The 17782-nt window shown below is 43.4% G+C and carries 19 protein-coding genes and 1 pseudogene; 9 read left to right on the top strand and 11 right to left on the bottom strand.

The features are described from left to right. Window positions 1-242 precede the first annotated feature (242 nt). Entirely contained in the window at window positions 243-467 is a 225-nt protein-coding gene (locus DFO73_RS04915; protein ID WP_110063673.1) for a DUF1450 domain-containing protein, read from the bottom strand. A 360-nt stretch (window positions 468-827) separates the two neighbouring features. Here DFO73_RS04915 and DFO73_RS04910 point away from each other — a divergent pair, with 360 nt between their 5' ends. After that, the gene (locus DFO73_RS04910) at window positions 828-1586 is read left to right on the top strand and encodes an RsfA family transcriptional regulator (protein WP_110063672.1); all 759 of its coding nucleotides are present in this window, start codon (window positions 828-830) and stop codon (window positions 1584-1586) included. Window positions 1587-1701: 115 nt separating this feature from the next. Here the strand turns inward: DFO73_RS04910 and DFO73_RS04905 are convergent, their stop codons facing one another. Both DFO73_RS04905 and pta read right to left on the bottom strand, forming a co-directional pair. After that, entirely contained in the window at window positions 1702-2541 is an 840-nt protein-coding gene (locus tag DFO73_RS04905) for a lipoate--protein ligase family protein (RefSeq protein ID WP_110063671.1), read from the bottom strand. Window positions 2542-2745: 204 nt separating this feature from the next. Continuing rightward, on the bottom strand, window positions 2746-3723 hold the full coding sequence (gene pta / locus DFO73_RS04900; protein WP_110063670.1) for a phosphate acetyltransferase: 978 nt from the start codon (window positions 3721-3723) through the stop codon (window positions 2746-2748). A 355-nt stretch (window positions 3724-4078) separates the two neighbouring features. Between pta and hemQ the strand changes: the two genes are divergently transcribed. The 3 genes and pseudogenes from hemQ (at window position 4079) to gerQ (ending at window position 5976) form a co-directional block, all read left to right on the top strand. After that, window positions 4079-4825, top strand: coding sequence for a hydrogen peroxide-dependent heme synthase (gene hemQ, locus DFO73_RS04895; protein WP_110063669.1), 747 nt, complete (start codon window positions 4079-4081; stop codon window positions 4823-4825). Window positions 4826-4989: 164 nt separating this feature from the next. After that, window positions 4990-5440 (top strand): annotated as a pseudogene (locus tag DFO73_RS04890) (cell wall hydrolase). Between the two features lie 38 nt (window positions 5441-5478). Then, window positions 5479-5976 (top strand): spore coat protein GerQ, encoded by a 498-nt coding sequence (gene gerQ / locus DFO73_RS04885; RefSeq protein ID WP_110063668.1) that lies wholly within the window; start codon window positions 5479-5481, stop codon window positions 5974-5976. A gap of 42 nt (window positions 5977-6018) precedes the next feature. Here gerQ and DFO73_RS04880 read toward each other — a convergent pair whose 3' ends face one another. The 3 genes from DFO73_RS04880 to DFO73_RS04865 form a co-directional block, all read right to left on the bottom strand. Next, the gene (locus DFO73_RS04880) at window positions 6019-6390 is read right to left on the bottom strand and encodes a DUF423 domain-containing protein (RefSeq protein WP_110063667.1); all 372 of its coding nucleotides are present in this window, start codon (window positions 6388-6390) and stop codon (window positions 6019-6021) included. 25 nt (window positions 6391-6415) lie between these two features. Beyond that, window positions 6416-6697 (bottom strand): YwdI family protein, encoded by a 282-nt coding sequence (locus DFO73_RS04875; protein ID WP_258309252.1) that lies wholly within the window; start codon window positions 6695-6697, stop codon window positions 6416-6418. A 396-nt stretch (window positions 6698-7093) separates the two neighbouring features. Further along, window positions 7094-7774 (bottom strand): uracil-DNA glycosylase, encoded by a 681-nt coding sequence (locus tag DFO73_RS04865; RefSeq protein ID WP_110063664.1) that lies wholly within the window; start codon window positions 7772-7774, stop codon window positions 7094-7096. A gap of 470 nt (window positions 7775-8244) precedes the next feature. Between DFO73_RS04865 and DFO73_RS04860 the strand changes: the two genes are divergently transcribed. Beyond that, on the top strand, window positions 8245-8574 hold the full coding sequence (locus DFO73_RS04860; RefSeq protein WP_110063663.1) for a general stress protein: 330 nt from the start codon (window positions 8245-8247) through the stop codon (window positions 8572-8574). Window positions 8575-8651: 77 nt separating this feature from the next. On the opposite strand, the gene DFO73_RS04855 is transcribed toward DFO73_RS04860, so the two are convergent. The 5 genes from DFO73_RS04855 to DFO73_RS04835 form a co-directional block, all read right to left on the bottom strand. Further along, on the bottom strand, window positions 8652-9671 hold the full coding sequence (locus DFO73_RS04855) for a thiazole biosynthesis adenylyltransferase ThiF (protein ID WP_110063662.1): 1020 nt from the start codon (window positions 9669-9671) through the stop codon (window positions 8652-8654). Between the two features lie 283 nt (window positions 9672-9954). Next, the gene (gene moaD / locus DFO73_RS04850) at window positions 9955-10185 is read right to left on the bottom strand and encodes a molybdopterin converting factor subunit 1 (RefSeq protein WP_110063661.1); all 231 of its coding nucleotides are present in this window, start codon (window positions 10183-10185) and stop codon (window positions 9955-9957) included. Continuing rightward, window positions 10178-10642 carry a molybdenum cofactor biosynthesis protein MoaE gene (locus tag DFO73_RS04845; RefSeq protein ID WP_110063660.1) on the bottom strand — a complete coding sequence of 155 codons (465 nt, stop codon included), beginning with the start codon at window positions 10640-10642 and terminating at the stop codon, window positions 10178-10180. The genes moaD and DFO73_RS04845 overlap by 8 nt, the downstream gene beginning before the upstream one ends. Before the next feature lie 126 nt (window positions 10643-10768). Further along, entirely contained in the window at window positions 10769-11380 is a 612-nt protein-coding gene (gene mobA, locus DFO73_RS04840; protein ID WP_110063659.1) for a molybdenum cofactor guanylyltransferase, read from the bottom strand. 156 nt (window positions 11381-11536) lie between these two features. Then, window positions 11537-11833, bottom strand: coding sequence for a hypothetical protein (locus DFO73_RS04835; protein ID WP_110063658.1), 297 nt, complete (start codon window positions 11831-11833; stop codon window positions 11537-11539). A gap of 148 nt (window positions 11834-11981) precedes the next feature. Between DFO73_RS04835 and pdxK the strand changes: the two genes are divergently transcribed. The 4 genes from pdxK (at window position 11982) to DFO73_RS04815 (ending at window position 17776) form a co-directional block, all read left to right on the top strand. Then, the gene (gene pdxK / locus DFO73_RS04830) at window positions 11982-12815 is read left to right on the top strand and encodes a pyridoxine/pyridoxal/pyridoxamine kinase (RefSeq protein WP_110063657.1); all 834 of its coding nucleotides are present in this window, start codon (window positions 11982-11984) and stop codon (window positions 12813-12815) included. A 339-nt stretch (window positions 12816-13154) separates the two neighbouring features. Continuing rightward, window positions 13155-13502, top strand: a complete 348-nt coding sequence (locus DFO73_RS04825; protein ID WP_110063656.1) for a YojF family protein — start codon at window positions 13155-13157, stop codon at window positions 13500-13502. A 96-nt stretch (window positions 13503-13598) separates the two neighbouring features. Then, on the top strand, window positions 13599-14264 hold the full coding sequence (bshB2, locus tag DFO73_RS04820) for a bacillithiol biosynthesis deacetylase BshB2 (RefSeq protein WP_110063655.1): 666 nt from the start codon (window positions 13599-13601) through the stop codon (window positions 14262-14264). A gap of 203 nt (window positions 14265-14467) precedes the next feature. Further along, complete coding sequence (locus tag DFO73_RS04815) at window positions 14468-17776, top strand: alpha-amylase family glycosyl hydrolase (protein ID WP_110063654.1); 3309 nt, start codon at window positions 14468-14470, stop codon at window positions 17774-17776. The last annotated feature ends 6 nt before the right edge of the window (window positions 17777-17782 follow it).

Raw genomic sequence — 17782 nt, 5'->3', positions numbered from 1 at the left:
CTCTGCTTTTATAACATGTTACTATTATATCCCGATTGCTATGCCAATTCACCACAAAATTCCCAGATTTTCATGGCCATTCGACAAGAACCGGAATACAGCAATCATCTGTCCAAAAAATATTTTTCGACTTTTCTAAAAATAATAACCAACTGCCCATTATGTCTCTTTACCAAATGTGAGCCCAAAATAAACTTAGGCAAAAATAAAAATCACCTCAGGACAGAAGTCAAAAGGCGATTTTACTTTTTAAGCTTCTTATTAATTTTCTCCATCAATTCCTCTTCCGATAATGCAGCCAGAGGACGGTTATTGACGAAAGCAAATGTCTTTTTTCGGCCTGGTCCGCAATAGGACTGGCAGCCGATATCAATTTTAGCGTCGGGATCTATTTCTTTCAATCGTGGAATTAGTGTTTTTAGGTTTACTGCCTGACAATCGTCGCAAACACGAAATTCGTTTGCCATTCTATTTACAACCCTTTCTGCGGTCTAACTTTTTATTTTAAATGAGTAGGAAAATTCCTTGTTAAAGGATGTCCGATGCACAGCATTCCTATTCAAATTAAGAACTGAATTTTAAATGCCCCGCCTAACTGCTACAGGCTATTTTAAATCTTATCTGGCTCCATTGCAAGCTGTAATCATTAACTTGGGTGGTGTATCTTACTAATCTTCATACAGCTGCCATACGTATCTAGCGAAAAATAAAATTTTAAAAAAAATCTACTATCCTTTTAATTACCTTTGTATAAAATCTGCCAAGTTTGTCCATCCTTTAACTAAGGCAACAACAAAAATGCTTAAAAAATAGGGAGTTGAGGATGAATGAAAGTACGTCAGGACGCATGGACAGACGAAAATGATTTATTGCTAGCTGAAACAGTTTTAAGGCATGTCAGGGAAGGAAGCACACAATTAAATGCTTTTGAAGAGGTTGGAGATAAGCTCAACCGTACCTCTGCAGCCTGTGGATTCCGTTGGAACGCAGTGGTAAGACACCGCTATGAAAAAGCGCTGCAGCTTGCAAAAAAACAGCGAAAGCAAAGACAAAGAATGCTAGGCAAAGATCAGGGAGGCAAGAAGAAACTCTTATACTCTCCGCCAGTGCCTACAATGCAGGAAGTTGAAGCAGCACCCGTTGCATCCAATAAAGCAGCCCCTCCATCACCGGCAGATTTCTATGAAGAGCGGACAGAAAATGAAACAGCTGAAAGAACAGAAGCCGTTTCATCTTATACATCCACTTATTCGGAACCAGCTTATACAGCACCTGCCCAATTGGATTTGGATAGCGTCATTTCATACTTGCAAACATTAAATCACTCAGGCATTCAGCTTGATATACTAAAAAATGAGAATGAAAGATTGAAGCGCGAAAATGCTGATCTCAGAAGCCGAAACGCAGAGCTGGAAAGCAAAATCAGCGAGCTCGAGGAAAATACGGTAACGATTCAGGAAGATTACGAGACACTTATGAAAATCATGAACAGAGCGCGTAATTTTGTTCTGTTTGACGAAGAAGACAGACCGGCCTCCAAGTTTAAAATGGACCGCAACGGCAATTTGGAGAGAGTAGCTGAGTAATAGCTGCTCCTGCTCCTAATAGATATAACACTTCCGGCAACGGGAGAAGGAGAAAATGGCAGCAACGCCCCATTAAGAAAAGCCGTAACCACACTGGTTAACGGCTTTTCTTTATCTATTCACCCAGTACCTTCTCATTCCGTTCTGTGACCCGGTGATAATAAGATTCAAATAAACTCGCTTCATCCTCTGTCAGCTGGCCTGCATAAAGTCGGCCTGCTTTATTTTTTAAAGCCTGCAAAAAGCGCAGCATCACATCCTGGACGGTCAGCTCTGCACCCAGTAATTCGGATAGTGATGCCATGACAGCCGGCTGGATTTCAGGATACTGAAATTTTGTCTGTTCTCCCTTTCTGGAAAGAGAGTAGAATTTGCCGATCAAATCCGCCCGCTCACTGCCGCTGCCATTCACGCCAAGGTAAATTTGCACGGCTACCCCATTTCGGAGGCGCCTTTGCGAGATGCCGGCAAACTTCTGTCCACCGATACTTAAATCATAGCTTCCAGGGCAGTAGGAGCCAACAATCTCCTTCGCTTCTATTTCTTTATTAAAATCAGAAAACATCTCTTTTATGAGCATCCACATCGCGTCATAACCGCGGTTAATATCTATTCCTTTTTCGGTTTCCGGAAAAATCAGCGATATATTCAGGACACCTTCGTCCAGGACTACAGCCAGCCCGCCAGAATTTCGGACGATAACCTGATATCCCTGGCTTTTTAAAAAGTCAATTCCCTCATTTAGATAAGGGAGCCTGGTATCCTGGATTCCCAGCACAATCGTATGATGGTGGACCCATGTCCTTGCAGTCGGCGGCGCCGATCCAGAGCCGACAGAAGCACAAAGTGTATCATCCATCCCGAATGAATGCAGGGCATTTAAATGGATAGCCAGTGCAGATTGGTCAATAACCCTCCACTCCGCCTGCTGCAGCAAATCCTGTGCCAAATTCATCAACTTTGATCCCCTTTTGCCGATATTCCTAGTCAATAATACGTTAATCGGCTCATAATTATCTATATCATGACCGGCTTCATTCTTACCAGCCAGAAGTCCATCTTTAACGGCCAATTTACCCAATTTATCGGCCAATGGCCCACAACAGATTTATTATAGCAAAAAAGCCAGTCACAAGGGACCGGCTTTTAAGTATAAGCTTTATTGATTTAGAGCCTGAGCTGCAGTGATAAGTGCAAGCTTATAGACGTCTTCCTCGTTACATCCGCGGGAAAGGTCGTTTACCGGACGGTTCAAGCCTTGCAGGATTGGTCCCACGGCTTCAAAGTTTCCCAGACGCTGGGCAATTTTGTATCCGATATTTCCAGCTTCGAGGCTAGGGAAGATAAATACATTTGCATCCCCCTGGATCGGTGAATCCGGAGCTTTTTTCTCTGCTACAGATGGAACAAATGCCGCATCAAATTGGAATTCTCCATCAATGATCAATAACGGATCACGAAGCTTTGCCTCTTCAAGTGCACCGGAAACTTTTTCTGTTTCCGGGGACTTGGCAGAGCCTTTTGTTGAAAAGCTCAGCATGGCTACGCGCGGTTCGATATCAAACATTCTTGCAGTCTTTGCACTTTCAATTGCGATTTCAGCCAGGTCCCGGCTGTCAGGTGAAATATTAATCGCACAATCTGCGAAAACATATTTTTCATCCTCGCGAACCATGATAAACACACCGGAAGTTTTGCGAACGCCTTCCTTGGTTTTAATTATTTGAAGGGCTGGACGCACAGTGTCTGCCGTAGAATGCGCCGCACCGCTCACAAGACCGTCTGCTTTGTTGGCATAAACAAGCATTGTGCCGAAGTAATTTTCATCAAGAAGAATTCTGCGTGCATCTTCTTCTGTTGCTTTGCCTTTACGTCTTTCCACAAATGCCGCAACAAGTTCATCCATCATAAGAAAGTTGTTTGGATCGTAAATTTCAGCGGATTCAAGGGAAATGTCCATATCCTTTGCTTTTGCTTCGATTTCTGCAATATTTCCAACAAGGATCGGTGTGATGACTTTTTCAGCAGCCAATCTTCCTGCTGCCGCTAAAATACGCTCATCCTGCCCTTCCGGAAAAACGATTCTTAAATTTTGTCCTGATACTTTTTCTTTTAAAACTGAGAATAAATCACTCATGTAAATTCCTCCCAAGGCATCTGATTTCCGTTCATTTAATAGAACTTACCCTATATACTCCCTTAGAATACTCTTCATGCCCAGAATTTCAAGGAGTTCAGTCATTGTTAGCGTTTTCAGACAAAATGTTTTTGTTTTCGGTAAATTTCCAATAATAAGTAATCTGCAGATGCGGAATCATTTTTTATTTATATCTGTTTTAAGATAACCATAATGGCCTTATTGTAAACGCAGTGCTTAAAGCGGCGCCCCATTTTGCTTAATTCAAACATTTCAAGTTTTATACACATGTTAAATGGAGAAACTATGTTATAGTAGTGATGAGAATTTTTAGTACATATTAGGAGTGATCGTAATGAGTGAAGCAGCAGTAACGCTCGACGGCTGGTATTGTTTACATGACTTCCGTACAGTTGATTGGACTACTTGGAAAATGCTTTCAAGCGATGAGCGCCAAGCGGCCATCCATGAATTTATGGCCCTAGTGGACAAATGGAATACTACACAAAGCGAGAAAAACGGCAGCCATGCCCTTTATACAATTGTTGGCCAAAAAGCTGATTTTATGATGATGATCTTAAGGCCTACAATGGAAGAACTGAATGAAATTGAAAACGAATTCAACAAAACAAAATTAGCTGAATTTACAATTCCAGCTCATTCTTATGTCTCTGTTGTTGAATTGAGCAATTACTTGCCTGCAGGTGAAGATCCTTATCAAAACCCTCAAATTTTGGCACGCCTTTATCCTGAACTGCCAAAAGCCAAGCATGTATGCTTCTATCCAATGGACAAGCGCCGCCAGGGCAATGACAACTGGTACATGCTTCCGATGGAGGAACGCCGCAACATGATGCGAAGCCATGGGATGATCGGCCGACAGTATGCCGGAAAGGTAAAACAGATCATCACTGGTTCAGTCGGCTTTGATGATTATGAATGGGGCGTTACCCTATTCTCTGATGATGTTCTTCAATTCAAAAAGCTCATATATGAAATGCGCTTTGATGAAGTAAGTGCCCGCTACGGCGAATTCGGTGCTTTCTTTGTAGGAAACATCCTTGAAGAAGATAAAGTAGGAAAGTTCCTGCATGTAAACTAATATAGGTTCTCAAAACCCCCAGCTCCGGCTGGGGGTTTTTTCTTTTCCCAGTCATAAAAAAACATGCCCATACATACTAATGAAATAGTGAGTTTCTATTATAACTTCATATGCATTTCTCTTTCCCGCAGCATCAAGGCTCAGCATAAAGGAGGGGTGAAGAGATTGGAGTTATCCCTTACACCGAGGAAGATGTTAAGCTTCTGGCCCGGCTCATGCGCGCTGAAGCTGAAGAAGATGGAAAGCTTGGCATGCTGATGGTCGGGAATGTGGGGGTAGCCGTGTCCGGGGGGATTGTTTAGACTTCAAAGATATCCGCTCAATCAGAAGGGTGGCCTTTCAGAGTCCAGGCGGGTTTGTGGCCACAAAAAAAGGTGACCTCTATCAAGGTGCGCGGCAAAGTGAGCTTGATATGGCCGCAAAGTCATAAACGGACAGAGCCACACCCTGCAAGATGCATTATGGCTCTTCCGGTCCCAAGCGAGCTGCCCGGCCCAATGGTTTAACCAAGCGAACTCCGGACGGTTCAAGGCCCATTGCTTTTATAAACCCACTCCGCAGGACTGCCCTACAGTCTACTTGAAAAAATGGCATGGCTATTTCATCAGTACTTAATTTAAGATGGCTGATTTTAATTATTAGGAGGGAAAAAATTGAGTCAATCTAATTATGGTCAATACCCTTATTATGGTCAACAGCAGCCTTACACCGGGGCTGCTCAAAAGGCACAGAACTATCAGGCACAGCCGGGAATGGCAGGAATGCCTGGAATGCCTGGAATGCCTGGAATGGCGGGAATGCCGCCAGGAGGGACAGTTGCAGGCGTTAGCGCAGGCGCTGCACCAGGCACGCAGGTTCCTGGCATGCTGCCGCTTGAACAATCCTACATTGAAAACATTCTTCGTTTGAACAGAGGAAAGCTTGCTACCGTGTATGCAACCTTTGAAAACAACACAGAATGGAATGCAAAGATATTTAAAGGCATCATCGAAGCAGCAGGGCGCGACCATTTGATCCTTAGTGATCCGCAAACCGGCATGCGCTTCCTCATTCCAATGATCTATCTGGATTATGTAACATTTGAAGAAGAAATCGAATATGAATATCCTTTCGGAGGCGGAGCTGGATTGACCCAATACTCGCCAAGATAATAGAAAAAGGAGCTTTGACCCCAATGTCAAAGCTCCTTTTTCTTAAAGATATTTAACTGCAGCAATAATCAACAGCACCCACGCCGCTAAAAAGGCTACGCCGCCTAGCGGGGTAATCGCTCCCAGCACGCTGATTTTTGTCAGCGTTAATACATATAAACTTCCGGAAAAAAGTATAATGCCAATTAGCATCAGCCACCCTGACCACGATAGCAAGGCAGTGGCCGGCAGTTTGCCAAGCAGGACACCAATAATCAGCAAGCCGGTTGCATGGAACATTTGGTAGGTTACACCTGTTTTCCATGTTTCCAAATACTTTGGCTCAACTCTGCCCTCAAGTCCATGGGCTCCAAATGCTCCTAAAGCAACTGATAAAAAAGCATTAATGGCTCCGATGATAATAAATAACTTCATGTTCCCCTACACCTCTTATCCCATTTTAAAAATCAAACAATGAATCGCCGTTTGCCTCATCATCCATTTTCATTTTCTTTGGCTGCAAATTTGCAGGCTGTGCAGCCGGCGTGCTGTATGTATGGCTGACAGAAGCAGCAACAGCAGTGCTTCCTGTTTCTGATTCTTCCAAAAGGAGCTCGCATAAAGACTTAATCGCCTGTACCCTTTCCCTGATACGGGCTTCTGACGAGCTGTTTTTTGCTTCAAGCAATTCTTTTTCCATCTTACCCAAAAGTTTTTGAACAGAGATGTTCAAACACTTCACCTCTTTCTGCGAAAAGCGGCAAATCTGCTTTTCCGATTGCCATTATAGCTATATTGGCCTTCCTTCTAAATCCTGGGCCAATTTAAAGTTTATCAGTTTTTCTTTTCGAAACGCAAACAGGGATGACCAGATGCCTGAAAAACTTCCATGGAGGGCATCAGGCACGTCTTGAATTGGAAAGCCTTGCATCCTTTTGGATGAGTACGATCCCATGTGACATAAAAATATTTGCATTTGAAACAGTCTATCCGCTGTGAACTCATCTAGTTTCTCAATCCCTTTTCCCCGTTTTAACCCTCTTTTGTAAAGCAAGCGTAATGCAGAAGCATATTTCGAGCACTTTCTTTTATTCTCTCAAAATAAATGTATGTTTCACGTGAAACATGGCGAATCAAATCATAGATCAGAAATCTTCCAATCGATTGGCTCCTCTCCCTGTTTCCTTAAAAGTTCATTTGCTTTTGAGAATGGCCTGCTGCCAAAGAATCCTTTACGAGCGGAAAACGGGCTTGGATGTGGAGAGGTCAAGATAAAATGCTTTGAATCATCAATGAGCTTTCCCTTTTCCTGTGCAGGTTTTCCCCATAATATAAAGATTACAGGCTTTTTCCTCTCGTTCAGCTTTTGGATGACCCTATCGGTAAACAGCTCCCACCCTTTCCCCTTATGTGAATGAGCCTGTCCTTTTCGGACTGTCAGGACCGTATTTAATAGAAGAACACCTTCTTTCGCCCATTTTACTAGATAGCCATTGTTAGGAATATCGCAGTCCAAATCATCCTGCATCTCTTTAAAAATATTTTTTAGGGACGGCGGAATTTTCACATCAGGTTTCACAGAGAAGCTTAAACCGTGTGCCTGGCCAGGCCCATGATAGGGATCCTGCCCCAGAATAACCGTCTTCACATCCCTGTAAGGTGTATATTGGAGAGCATTAAATACATCCTCCTGCTTGGGGTAAACGGTATAATTCTCATATTCATTCTTTAAAAACTCCCTAAGCTGCCTATAATAAGGCTTCTGAAACTCTTCACCAAGAACCTCCTGCCAGTCATTATTTAAGATGTTTTTTGTCATAAAGATCCCCTTCCCGTAACGGCTAAATTCATGAATTTATCGGCCAAAATGAATGATTTAACGGCCAAAGAGCAAAGTTTTATCTGCCACATCCCATTTTGCAGATTTCCAGACCCGGAGCTGCTGGCGAAATTAACGAATACCGGCCACTTTATTTAAAATACCGGCCAAAATCGAACATTTACCGGCCGATTTTAGCAAAATACCGGCCCAACTATTGGAATTACTGGCCAAACGGTATTTTTACAGCTTTTAGTTAATGTCAGATTACGTTTACTTAAAAGCTGTGCCAAGCTTTTTTTATATACCCCATTAACACCCGCATAATTGGTCATTCGTTAACATTAGCTAATCTATCATTCTTTTATCCATGTTTAAACTATAGCAGAGCGGATAAATATTAAATATAACGGGCAGCATAAAATGCCCTTCATATATACAGGATAAATCTTATGAGGAGGATGTTATTTATGTATAAAATCGAAGTCGTAGAAAATGGTGTACAAGCAACCGACACAATCGGAATGCTGGAAAGTCAAGGATTTAATAAAGATAACATTTTCATCTTTGCACATGACAAGGATCGTTCTGAGCACCTTTCAGATGCTACTGATACAGGTGATGTTGGTATAAAGGAGCAAGGTTTTTTCGATTCTGTCGGCAACGTATTCAAAAAGCGCGGAGATGAGCTTCGTTCCAAGTTTGAATCTGTCGGCTTAACAAAAACAGAAGCGGAACAGTACGAAAAGGTACTGGATGAAGGCAAATTAGTAATTGTAGGCACAGACGAAGTAAAATAATAAAGATAGAACCTCTCTTAGTTTTAAAAAAACGAGCCCGGGCCATTTTCATGGTTACGGGCTCGTTTTTTTGTTATTTATCCCATTAATCGCTGATAAATCGATTTTGCCTGTGTTAAATCCTTTGTTCCATGAATAAGGGCCCGCCCGTCTTTAAAAATGACGAGGCGCTGTTCCTCCATATCAACTGACAGCAAATAGGGATTGCCTTTTACCTGGTATCCAAGTGATTTTAGCTGCTTTACCAGTTCACTTAACTGAATTTCCAGCTCTTTGGGCGGACGGATTTGTACCGTATCCCTTCCGCAAAGAACGGTAGACTTCATCATGTTTTCCGTCTGCAAATAGGGATAGGTTCTTTCTTTCCCGCATGATAGACAGCCTTCATCCTTCGCCTTCGACACCTTCATGCTCGTATACTGGTTCCGCCACAAGTCAAAACTCACCATCTCGGTTCGGACTGCATCCCAATCCTCTGCTAAAATTTTCAGTGTCTCTGCAACTTGATGGGCAATGACCATTTGCACAGCCGGGGCAATGATCCCGCCCGTATCGCAGGTCATCCCTTGAATCGGTATTTTCTTCAAAAGGCAATTCAGGCAAGGAGTCCTTCCTGGAATAATCGTCAGGCTCATGCCAAAGCTGCCTACACAGGCTCCATATATCCAGGGGATCTCGTATTTTTGCGAGATATCATTAATTGCCATCCTGGTTTCAAAATTATCGGTGGAATCCAGAATGAGATCCACTCCCTCAACAAGCTCTTCCAGCTTTTCAGGAGTGGCATCCCCGATCACCGAGCGTATTTCCACATCCGAGTTAATCCGCTTTAAGCGTTTTTCCGCCGCGGCAGCTTTTGGAAGCTTTTCAGCTACATCACTTTCTGTATAAAGCTGCTGACGCTGCAGATTGCTCGCTTCTACATAATCCCGGTCAATGATCGTCAGCGTGCCAATTCCTGCCCTTGTCATCGTTTCAGCATTTCCCGATCCCAGAGCACCAGCTCCAACAATCAGCACATGTTTGGAGCGGATTCTTTCCTGCCCCTTGTTTCCGATAGGCGGAAACAAAGTCTGTCGTGAATACCTTTCAGACATGGCTGCACCTCCTTAGAAAAGCGTAAGGCGCCCGCAGACTAAAGTCGCCGCGTCCTGTGTGGCAACGTCTGCCTGACCTGCAGCTCCCAAAAGTTATCACTTTTGGCCGTGCGATGATTATGCTGACGAAGCCTTTCCTGTCCCGCGGGCTTCCAGCATAAGACAGGCCCTGTAAGAAGGTGATCTTTCCTTCTGAAAGGGATTGGCTTATGACCTTGAGCTGATGGCGCCTGAAGCTAGACAATTATCTGATTTGCTTTTCTGATTTATTTTAATGGGAATATCACCCTCCGCTTACAGGAGGTATAAATGCGACCGTATCTCCGTCCTGGATCACTTCATCATCTGAAGCAAATTCTTCATTCACTGCTGCCATGACCGTGTCCAGTTTCAACCCGTACTCTTCCGACAGCAATTGCTTCAGTTCTGCAATCGTTTTGCCGCTTGCATCCTTGGTCACTGACTCTTCGCCAACATGATCCCGTAAATGGGCAAAAAACATAATTTTATTCATTTAAATCCTTCGCCTCCGGTTTCCCTTCTGGATATGCTACTGTTTCAAGCTGATTTCCAATCCACTCTTCTCCGTCTTCCCAATGTTCCTTTTTCCAAATCGGCACAATCTCTTTGATTCTCTCAATAGCATATCGGTTTGCTTCATAGGCATCCGCACGATGGGGAGTAGATACTGCTATTACAACCGCGACATCCGTAATGTCCAGCTTGCCTGTACGGTGTGTGATAGCCACTTCTGCCCCATCCCAGCGTTCTTTAATTTCTTTTCCGATTTGCTCAAGCTTTTTGACCGCCATCGCTTCATACGCCTCATAAATTAAGTAAAGCGTTTTTTTGCCATGTGTAAGCTCTCGGACGGTTCCTATAAAGGTTGTAATTGCCCCCGCCTCCCGCTGCACAACTTTATCTATAACACTTTGGATATCAATCGGCTCTTTTGAAATCTCAAAATTCATTGGATCACCTCATTATTCTATAGGAAAGCCTCTTTTGGCCTAATTGATCTTAAATCGGCTTTTTTTCCATTTTGACATATACCCTGCCGGAAATGAAATGACTGCCATCAATTTTTTGGAAATATTTTATTTAGGGTGTTTGCCCTTTTCAGCTGCCATTTTTAGTGCCATTTGGTACTCATCCGGGCGATTCATATTAAAGAAATGGGCTTGTTCATATAAAAATCCCATCCTCTTAAGTTCTTCACCCTTCATAATTGAAGCATTAATATCATGCAAAAATCCGCGGATCCTCAGCCTGTTGTCCCTCAAAGCTTGCTCTGCTGCTTCCTTCGTATCCTTTCGGTAAGCTGCATAAAGGGGATGAAGACGGCCTTCGATTTCAGGCACCGCTGCCTGATGGGTATCCAGTTTTTTGAGAAGAATTTTTCCAAGCTCCGCGGATATAAATGGCATATCACAGGCAACAATCAGGTTCTTTAGCGTATTGGATGCGGTCAAGCCTGCATGTATTCCTGCAAGCGGTCCCTTTTCTTTCCATTGGTCACTGACCATGGGAATCCCAAGGAATTGGTACTCTTCCTGGTTGTTGGCCACGATAATCATTTCAGATGACATAGAAGCCAATTGGTTTGCTATGCGTTCAATTACCGTTTTGCCGCCTATTTGTAAAAGGGCTTTGTTCTCACCCATCCGGCTTGAATGCCCTCCCGCTAAGATAATACCCGTTATACTCATCGTCCTCACCTGACTTTACCGTTATGAAGCCCCTGGCTCCCTACTTAACCATTCTATCCTTATCGTTTTATTTTACCATCTATTCCGTTATGTTTCTTCCATAAAGGTCCGCCGGCTTTTATCAGCCAATCGGAAAACAAGACCGGACCAGAGGGACTAAAGCTGGGAGCTGACGATTAGGCGGGCAAGCCATTCGGCCTGGAAGAACTGACAGTCAGAGGAATCGGGTATAAATTTACCGTCTCCTGAAAAAACTAACATTTGCCTTTGCAGATTGTCTGCGGAGAAACCGGCTCTGGGTGAATAGGAGCCGGTTTCTCTGTTTTTAAGACAAAGTACTCTCATTGCACTCATTTCCAAACTATTTAAAAAGGCATTCTGCCAGTTGAAAATCTTTATTTGCGGATAGACCTGCTTTAAATGCGGATAAATTTTTCTCTTTCTATAAAACAACGAGGGAACCCTCCCCCATACGATCTTCACAACCCAACTCTCTCTCCCTGTGAAATAACCTCTGCAGCCCTTTTAGTTTTTACCTTTTGCAATTATTGTTATAATTAGAAAAACATATCCAGCAGAACTTCAAGGAGGAATTTTGCACATGACCATGAAAAAAGTTTTAACAATTGCAGGTTCTGATACAAGCGGCGGTGCTGGCATCCAGGCTGACCTTAAAACATTCCAGGAGCTTGGCGTTTATGGAATGACAGCATTGACAACGATCGTGACAATGGACCCTAAAAACAACTGGAGCCATAATGTGTTCCCAATTGCCAATGAAACATTGGAAACACAGCTTGAAACGATTTTATCAGTCGGAATTGATGCCATGAAAACTGGCATGCTTGGTTCAGAAGAAGTTATTAAAATTGCAGCAAAAACAATCAAAGAAAATAATTTGGATCGCGTAGTCATTGACCCGGTAATGGTTTGCAAGGGCGAAGACGAACCTATCCACCCTGAATTGAATGAAGCATTAAGAGATCTGCTTGTTCCGCTTGCCACTGTTGTAACGCCTAACCTATTTGAAGCCTGGCAGCTTGCCAAAACAGGTCCGATCCGAACTGTTGAGGACATGAAGGAAGCAGCAATTAAAATCCATGAGCTTGGCGCCAAGTATGTACTTATCAAAGGCGGCAGCAAACTAAAACACGAAAAAGCCGCTGATCTTCTATATGATGGACAAGAGTTCACTCTATACGAAAGCGAGCGCGTTGAAACTACCTATACACATGGCGCAGGCTGCACATATTCTTCAGCCATCACAGCTGAACTTGCAAAAGGCAAACCTGTAAAAGAAGCTGTCCAAACAGCCAAGGATTTCATCACAGCAGCCATCAATCATGGTTTCCAATTAAACGAATATGTCGGCCCTACTATGCCTGGTGCATACCGTAAATACGGTAGAGGCCGCCTCGAATCCGAACAAGAATAATAATTTGTAACAGAGTCCCTGAGGCTCTGTTTTTTTTGTGGGAAAATGGTTGAAATAATTCGGCGGCAATAGTGGTTCGCGGATATATGAGAATTTGGCGGTTATATCGATTTTTTCGCGGTTATATCATCTTCCCGATATAAAAACTCTCTATTCCTTAGCATTCTCCTCTCGCTAGCTGCATTTTCATAATATCCCCCCTCCCTTTAAGCTCACTTTTTCGCTTTTCGTCTCTTTTTTTAGTAAGATAAAAATACAATCTGCCATTTTCAGGCTGAAAAGATAGTAAACCACATAACTTATACATGAAGAGATAAATTGGAAGGGGGATTATGGATAATGGAACCGGCAGTTAAAAAGACGGTACAAAAAGCAATCGACCGCTTAGCCAATAAAGAGGTATATATTCATTTGGAAACAACGAATGGGGCGTATGCTTCCCACTTTGATGAAAGCTTCTTTTCCTCGGGAGCGTATATCCGCAATGCCAACTTGATCTATGAACATGGCAAAATCACTGGAAACGGACCTTTTAGAGTTGGATTGAAAATGAATTTTGGCTGGGTCTATGCTGAAGGCATCACGCATTTTGAAGTGGATGAAAAAGAAAGGCTCCTTTTAGCTGGCCACGATTTCAGCGGCAAACTTGCGGTTGCGCTGCAGATCAGTGAAACGCCATTTGAATAGAAAAGCGGAAGCACCTTTCCAAGGGACGACTATGGCTTTTAGACGCTTCTGCTAGACATAGAGAACAATTAAACAAATTGAAAGGAGCATACCGAAATGGAAAAGGAAAGACATGTACTCGTTTTCTTCCCTCATCCGGATGATGAAGCATTTGGGGTTTCAGGAACCATCTCCTTACATATTGAAAACGGGACGCCTGTTACCTATGCCTGCCTGACACTGGGAGAAATGGGACGCAATATGGGAAATCCCCCTTTCGCCAACAGGGAAACATTGCCGAAGATTCGCAGAAAAGAGCTGGAGGCTGCAGCGAATGTGCTGGGCATTCAGGATTTAAGAATGCTTGGCTATCGTGATAAAACCGTAGAATTTGAAGACGAGGAATTGCTGGCAAACAGGCTCGGAGCCATAATAGGCGAAGTCAGCCCTTCCCTTATCATCACGTTTTATCCGGGATATGCCGTGCATCCCGACCATGATGCAACAGGTGCTGCTGTTATCAGAGCAGTCAAGGAACTGCTTGCAGACAAGCGTCCAAAAGTTCACTGTGTGGCATTCTCCAATAACTGTGAAGAAGAAATTGGCCAGGCTGATGTTGTAAACGACGTCAGTGCTGTGGCAGACCGGAAAATTGCTGCCATCAAGGCACATACTTCCCAGACCCAGCTCATGGCGGCAAATATGGAAGAAAGCCTTAAAAACCAGGATCCCGAAGTGATGGCAAGAATCTATAAAGAACGTTTCTGGACCTACAAATTCTAATATATAAACAAGGCCGCCTCTGATGTCAGGGCGGCTTTTTTCCACTTTTTTTTCTAACCCTATCCTACTTTTCACCCATGAGCTTTTCACGCAATGGTGATAAAATCTCCTTAAGAGTGGTGCAAGCGTTTTCATTTCATCTTTTTGTGCAAACGATTGCACTTCCCAATACTCGCAATCCAATCTAATAAGGAGGGAAATTCATGAAACAAGCAAGAAAAGCCGGCATCTGGATTATGCTGCTAAGTTTGATTTTCAGCTTATTTACAGGAATGAATCCGCAATTATCTTCTGCTAATACGATCCAAAGCCCTGTTGTAGACGGAAATAGTGCTGCTTTTTCCTACCAGGGTGAAGCTCAGCAGGTCCGTATCGCAGGAAGCTTTACCGACTGGAAAAATAAAGCTATAGAGATGACCAAAGGAGAAAATAATATTTGGTCAAAGACTATCAATCTATCTCCTGGAGTCTATGAGTATAAATTTATTCTGGATGATAGCAATTGGATTACCGATCCAGCAAACAGCCGAACTGCTAATGGCAATAGCCTATTGGTTGTAAGCGGGCTAACGACGGAGATGCCTGTTGATATCGAAAAGGGCAGCACAGTCAATCTTTCTGCAAACCTACTAAATGGCGATGGCACCACCGAGGATGTGCAGCCTGCCTGGAGTTTAGTAGAGGAAACAGAAGGCATTACGCTGACAGATAACCAGCTGATAATTTCTGATATTGCCGCAGCAGGAAGCGTAACCGTTATTGGCGAATACAATGGATATACACTTGAGCACAAATTTCAAATCGCTGCTCAGATGAATACCTATACTATTAACTACCACCGTAACGACGGAGAGCAATTGAACTGGGATTTATGGGCTTGGGAAACTGGGAAAGATGGCGGTGCTTATCCTTTTACTAGCCAAACAGAAGGGTTTGCGCAAGCAGTTTTAACATTTACTTCAAATGAAATTAATGTTATCCCCCGCCCTGGCAGCTGGGATACACAGGATGTTACTAGAACCATCACTATGCCTGAAGGCCAAAACGAAGTAGAAGTATGGCTGGAACAGGGTGATGAAACCGTTTATTACTCAAAAGAGGATTTTGACAATAGCAGCACAGAAGATAATCGCCGTTTTATCGAGTTTACTTATGTGAGAAACGATCATGATTATGAAGGCTGGAACATTTGGACCTGGCAGACTGGTGTAAATGACGGACAAGCTGATTTTACTGAAGTCACTGACAAAGGGGCTGTTGCTTTGATTGAAATTGGCCAGCAAACCGAGCAAATGGGCTTTGTAATTCGCAAAGGCACAGGCTGGAATCAAAAGGATCCATATGGCGCCGACCGCTATATTAAAACGGGAAACGATAGCTACACCAAGGTTGTTGTTACTAGCGGCCAGGGTGAATTCTATCAAGTCCCTCCCATCACCGGACCTGTTTTAAATAATGGAAGCCTCACCCTCTATTATAGAGATCCAGAGCTATTCAAACAGGGCGACATGGATTCTATTGAAAAAGTGCAAGCAAAATTAGATGGACAACTTTATGAAATGACGTACTCCCCTATGGAGGAACGCTTCTTCACAACGATTGATCAATTGGAAGAAGGAACATACGAGTACTCCTTCCTTGTTACAAAAAATGGAGAAACCTCCGAGGCTGCAGATCCCTTTAATAGCGTTGATGGCAAATCATCTATCACCTACAAAAATCCATCAGCTGAAATCATAGCTGAAGTTAAGCCGTGGAAAGCAACATACAATGAAAATGCTGTTTTATCAGTTGAGACGATTCTTTCCGATTCGGAAGTAGCCATAAAAGAGGTTTATGCAGACCTGTCTGCAATCGGCGGAAGCAGCAAAGTCAGCATTGATCCGGCTTTAAGTGCACAAACCATTTCCATTGACCAATCCGTTACGGCTGGCCAAAAGCAATTGCCGATCACAGTGGTAGATGAATATGGAAACCTGCACGAAGGAGAAGCATCCATTGAAGTAGCAACCCGTACCTTTAACGGCAAAAAAGATGACTTTGATTGGGATGAGGCCCGTATTTATTTTATGCTGACAGACCGCTTCAACAACGGAGATGCTTCCAATGATGATCCAAATGGTGCAAAATACGACACTTCCCACCTTGAAACTTACCATGGAGGAGATTTCCGAGGTGTTATTGAAAAACTCGATTACCTTGAAGATTTAGGCATCAACACCATCTGGATTACACCAATCGTAGATAACATCAATTGGGATCTCCGCTATGACAAGGATGGAAACCAGTACGGCTACCATGGCTACTGGGCAAAGGATTTCTCAACATTGGATGAACATCTTGGAGATATCCAGACATTCCAGGAGCTGTTGGAAAAAGCCCATGACCGCGGTATAAAAGTGATGGTGGACGTGGTTCTTAATCATACAGGATACGGACTGAAGGAAAATGACCCATCCATTGGACTAGGGATTCCTAACTTCCCTACTGACGCTGACCGTGAGCGCTTTGCCGGTATGATCCGGGATGGTGGAACCGATACGATCCGGGGCGAACTTGCTGGTTTGCCAGACCTGAAGACTGAGGAAGAAGCAGTCCGCAGACAAATTATTGAATGGCAGACGGCCTGGCTTGAAAAAGCAAAAACAAACCGCGGAGACACGATCGACTACTTCCGCGTTGATACCGTTAAGCATGTAGAACACACAACCTGGAAAGCATTTAAAAATGCACTAACTGAAATCAAGCCCGACTTTAAAATGATCGGGGAATACTATGGAGGCTATGCAGACGAACATGGCGGCTTTCTGGACAGCGGCGAAATGGATTCCATCCTGGATTTTGACTTTAAGCATACGGCGGCTGATTTCATTAATGGCCATATCGATGCAGCGGAGGAAAAATTACAAGCCAGAAATGGCAAGCTTACAAATACCGCTACCCTTGGACAATTTTTAAGCAGCCATGATGAAGATGGCTTTTTGATCACAAGTGCCGGCAAAGATTGGGGTAAAATGAAAATTGCCTCTGCCCTCCAAATTACGGCAAAGGGCCAGCCAGTTATCTATTATGGTGAAGAAATTGGCCTTTCAGGCAAGCATGCAGGCGATATGGATAAAGGTGAATTCAATGAAAACCGCTATGACTTTGACTGGTCCTTAATTGGAAATGACATGCACGAGCATTACCGGAAGCTTCTTAACATCCGGAAAAATTACTCTGATGTCTTTTCAAAAGGGACACGTGAAAAGCTAGCAGGCAGCGATGCTGACGGATACCTGTTTTTTAACCGCTCCTACAGCGGCACACACGCTGTTGTCGGGTTAAACACTAAGCTGGAACAGAAAAAAGCAACTATTAATGTCCCATTTTCTGCCGGAAGCAAGGTCATTGACCAATATAGCGGCAAGAAATACAATGTAGACAAAAACAACCAAATTAAAGTCAAATTGCCAGGCAGAAATGACGGCGGTACCGTCATTCTTGTCCAGGACGAAAAGAAGCAGAAGTAAAAAACA

Source organism: Cytobacillus oceanisediminis, from assembly GCF_003182355.1.
Taxonomy (GTDB): domain Bacteria; phylum Bacillota; class Bacilli; order Bacillales; family Cytobacillaceae; genus Cytobacillus; species Cytobacillus oceanisediminis_A.
The sequence above is the reverse complement of the archived record's forward strand: the minus strand, read 5'-3'. Positions and strand labels throughout refer to the sequence as shown.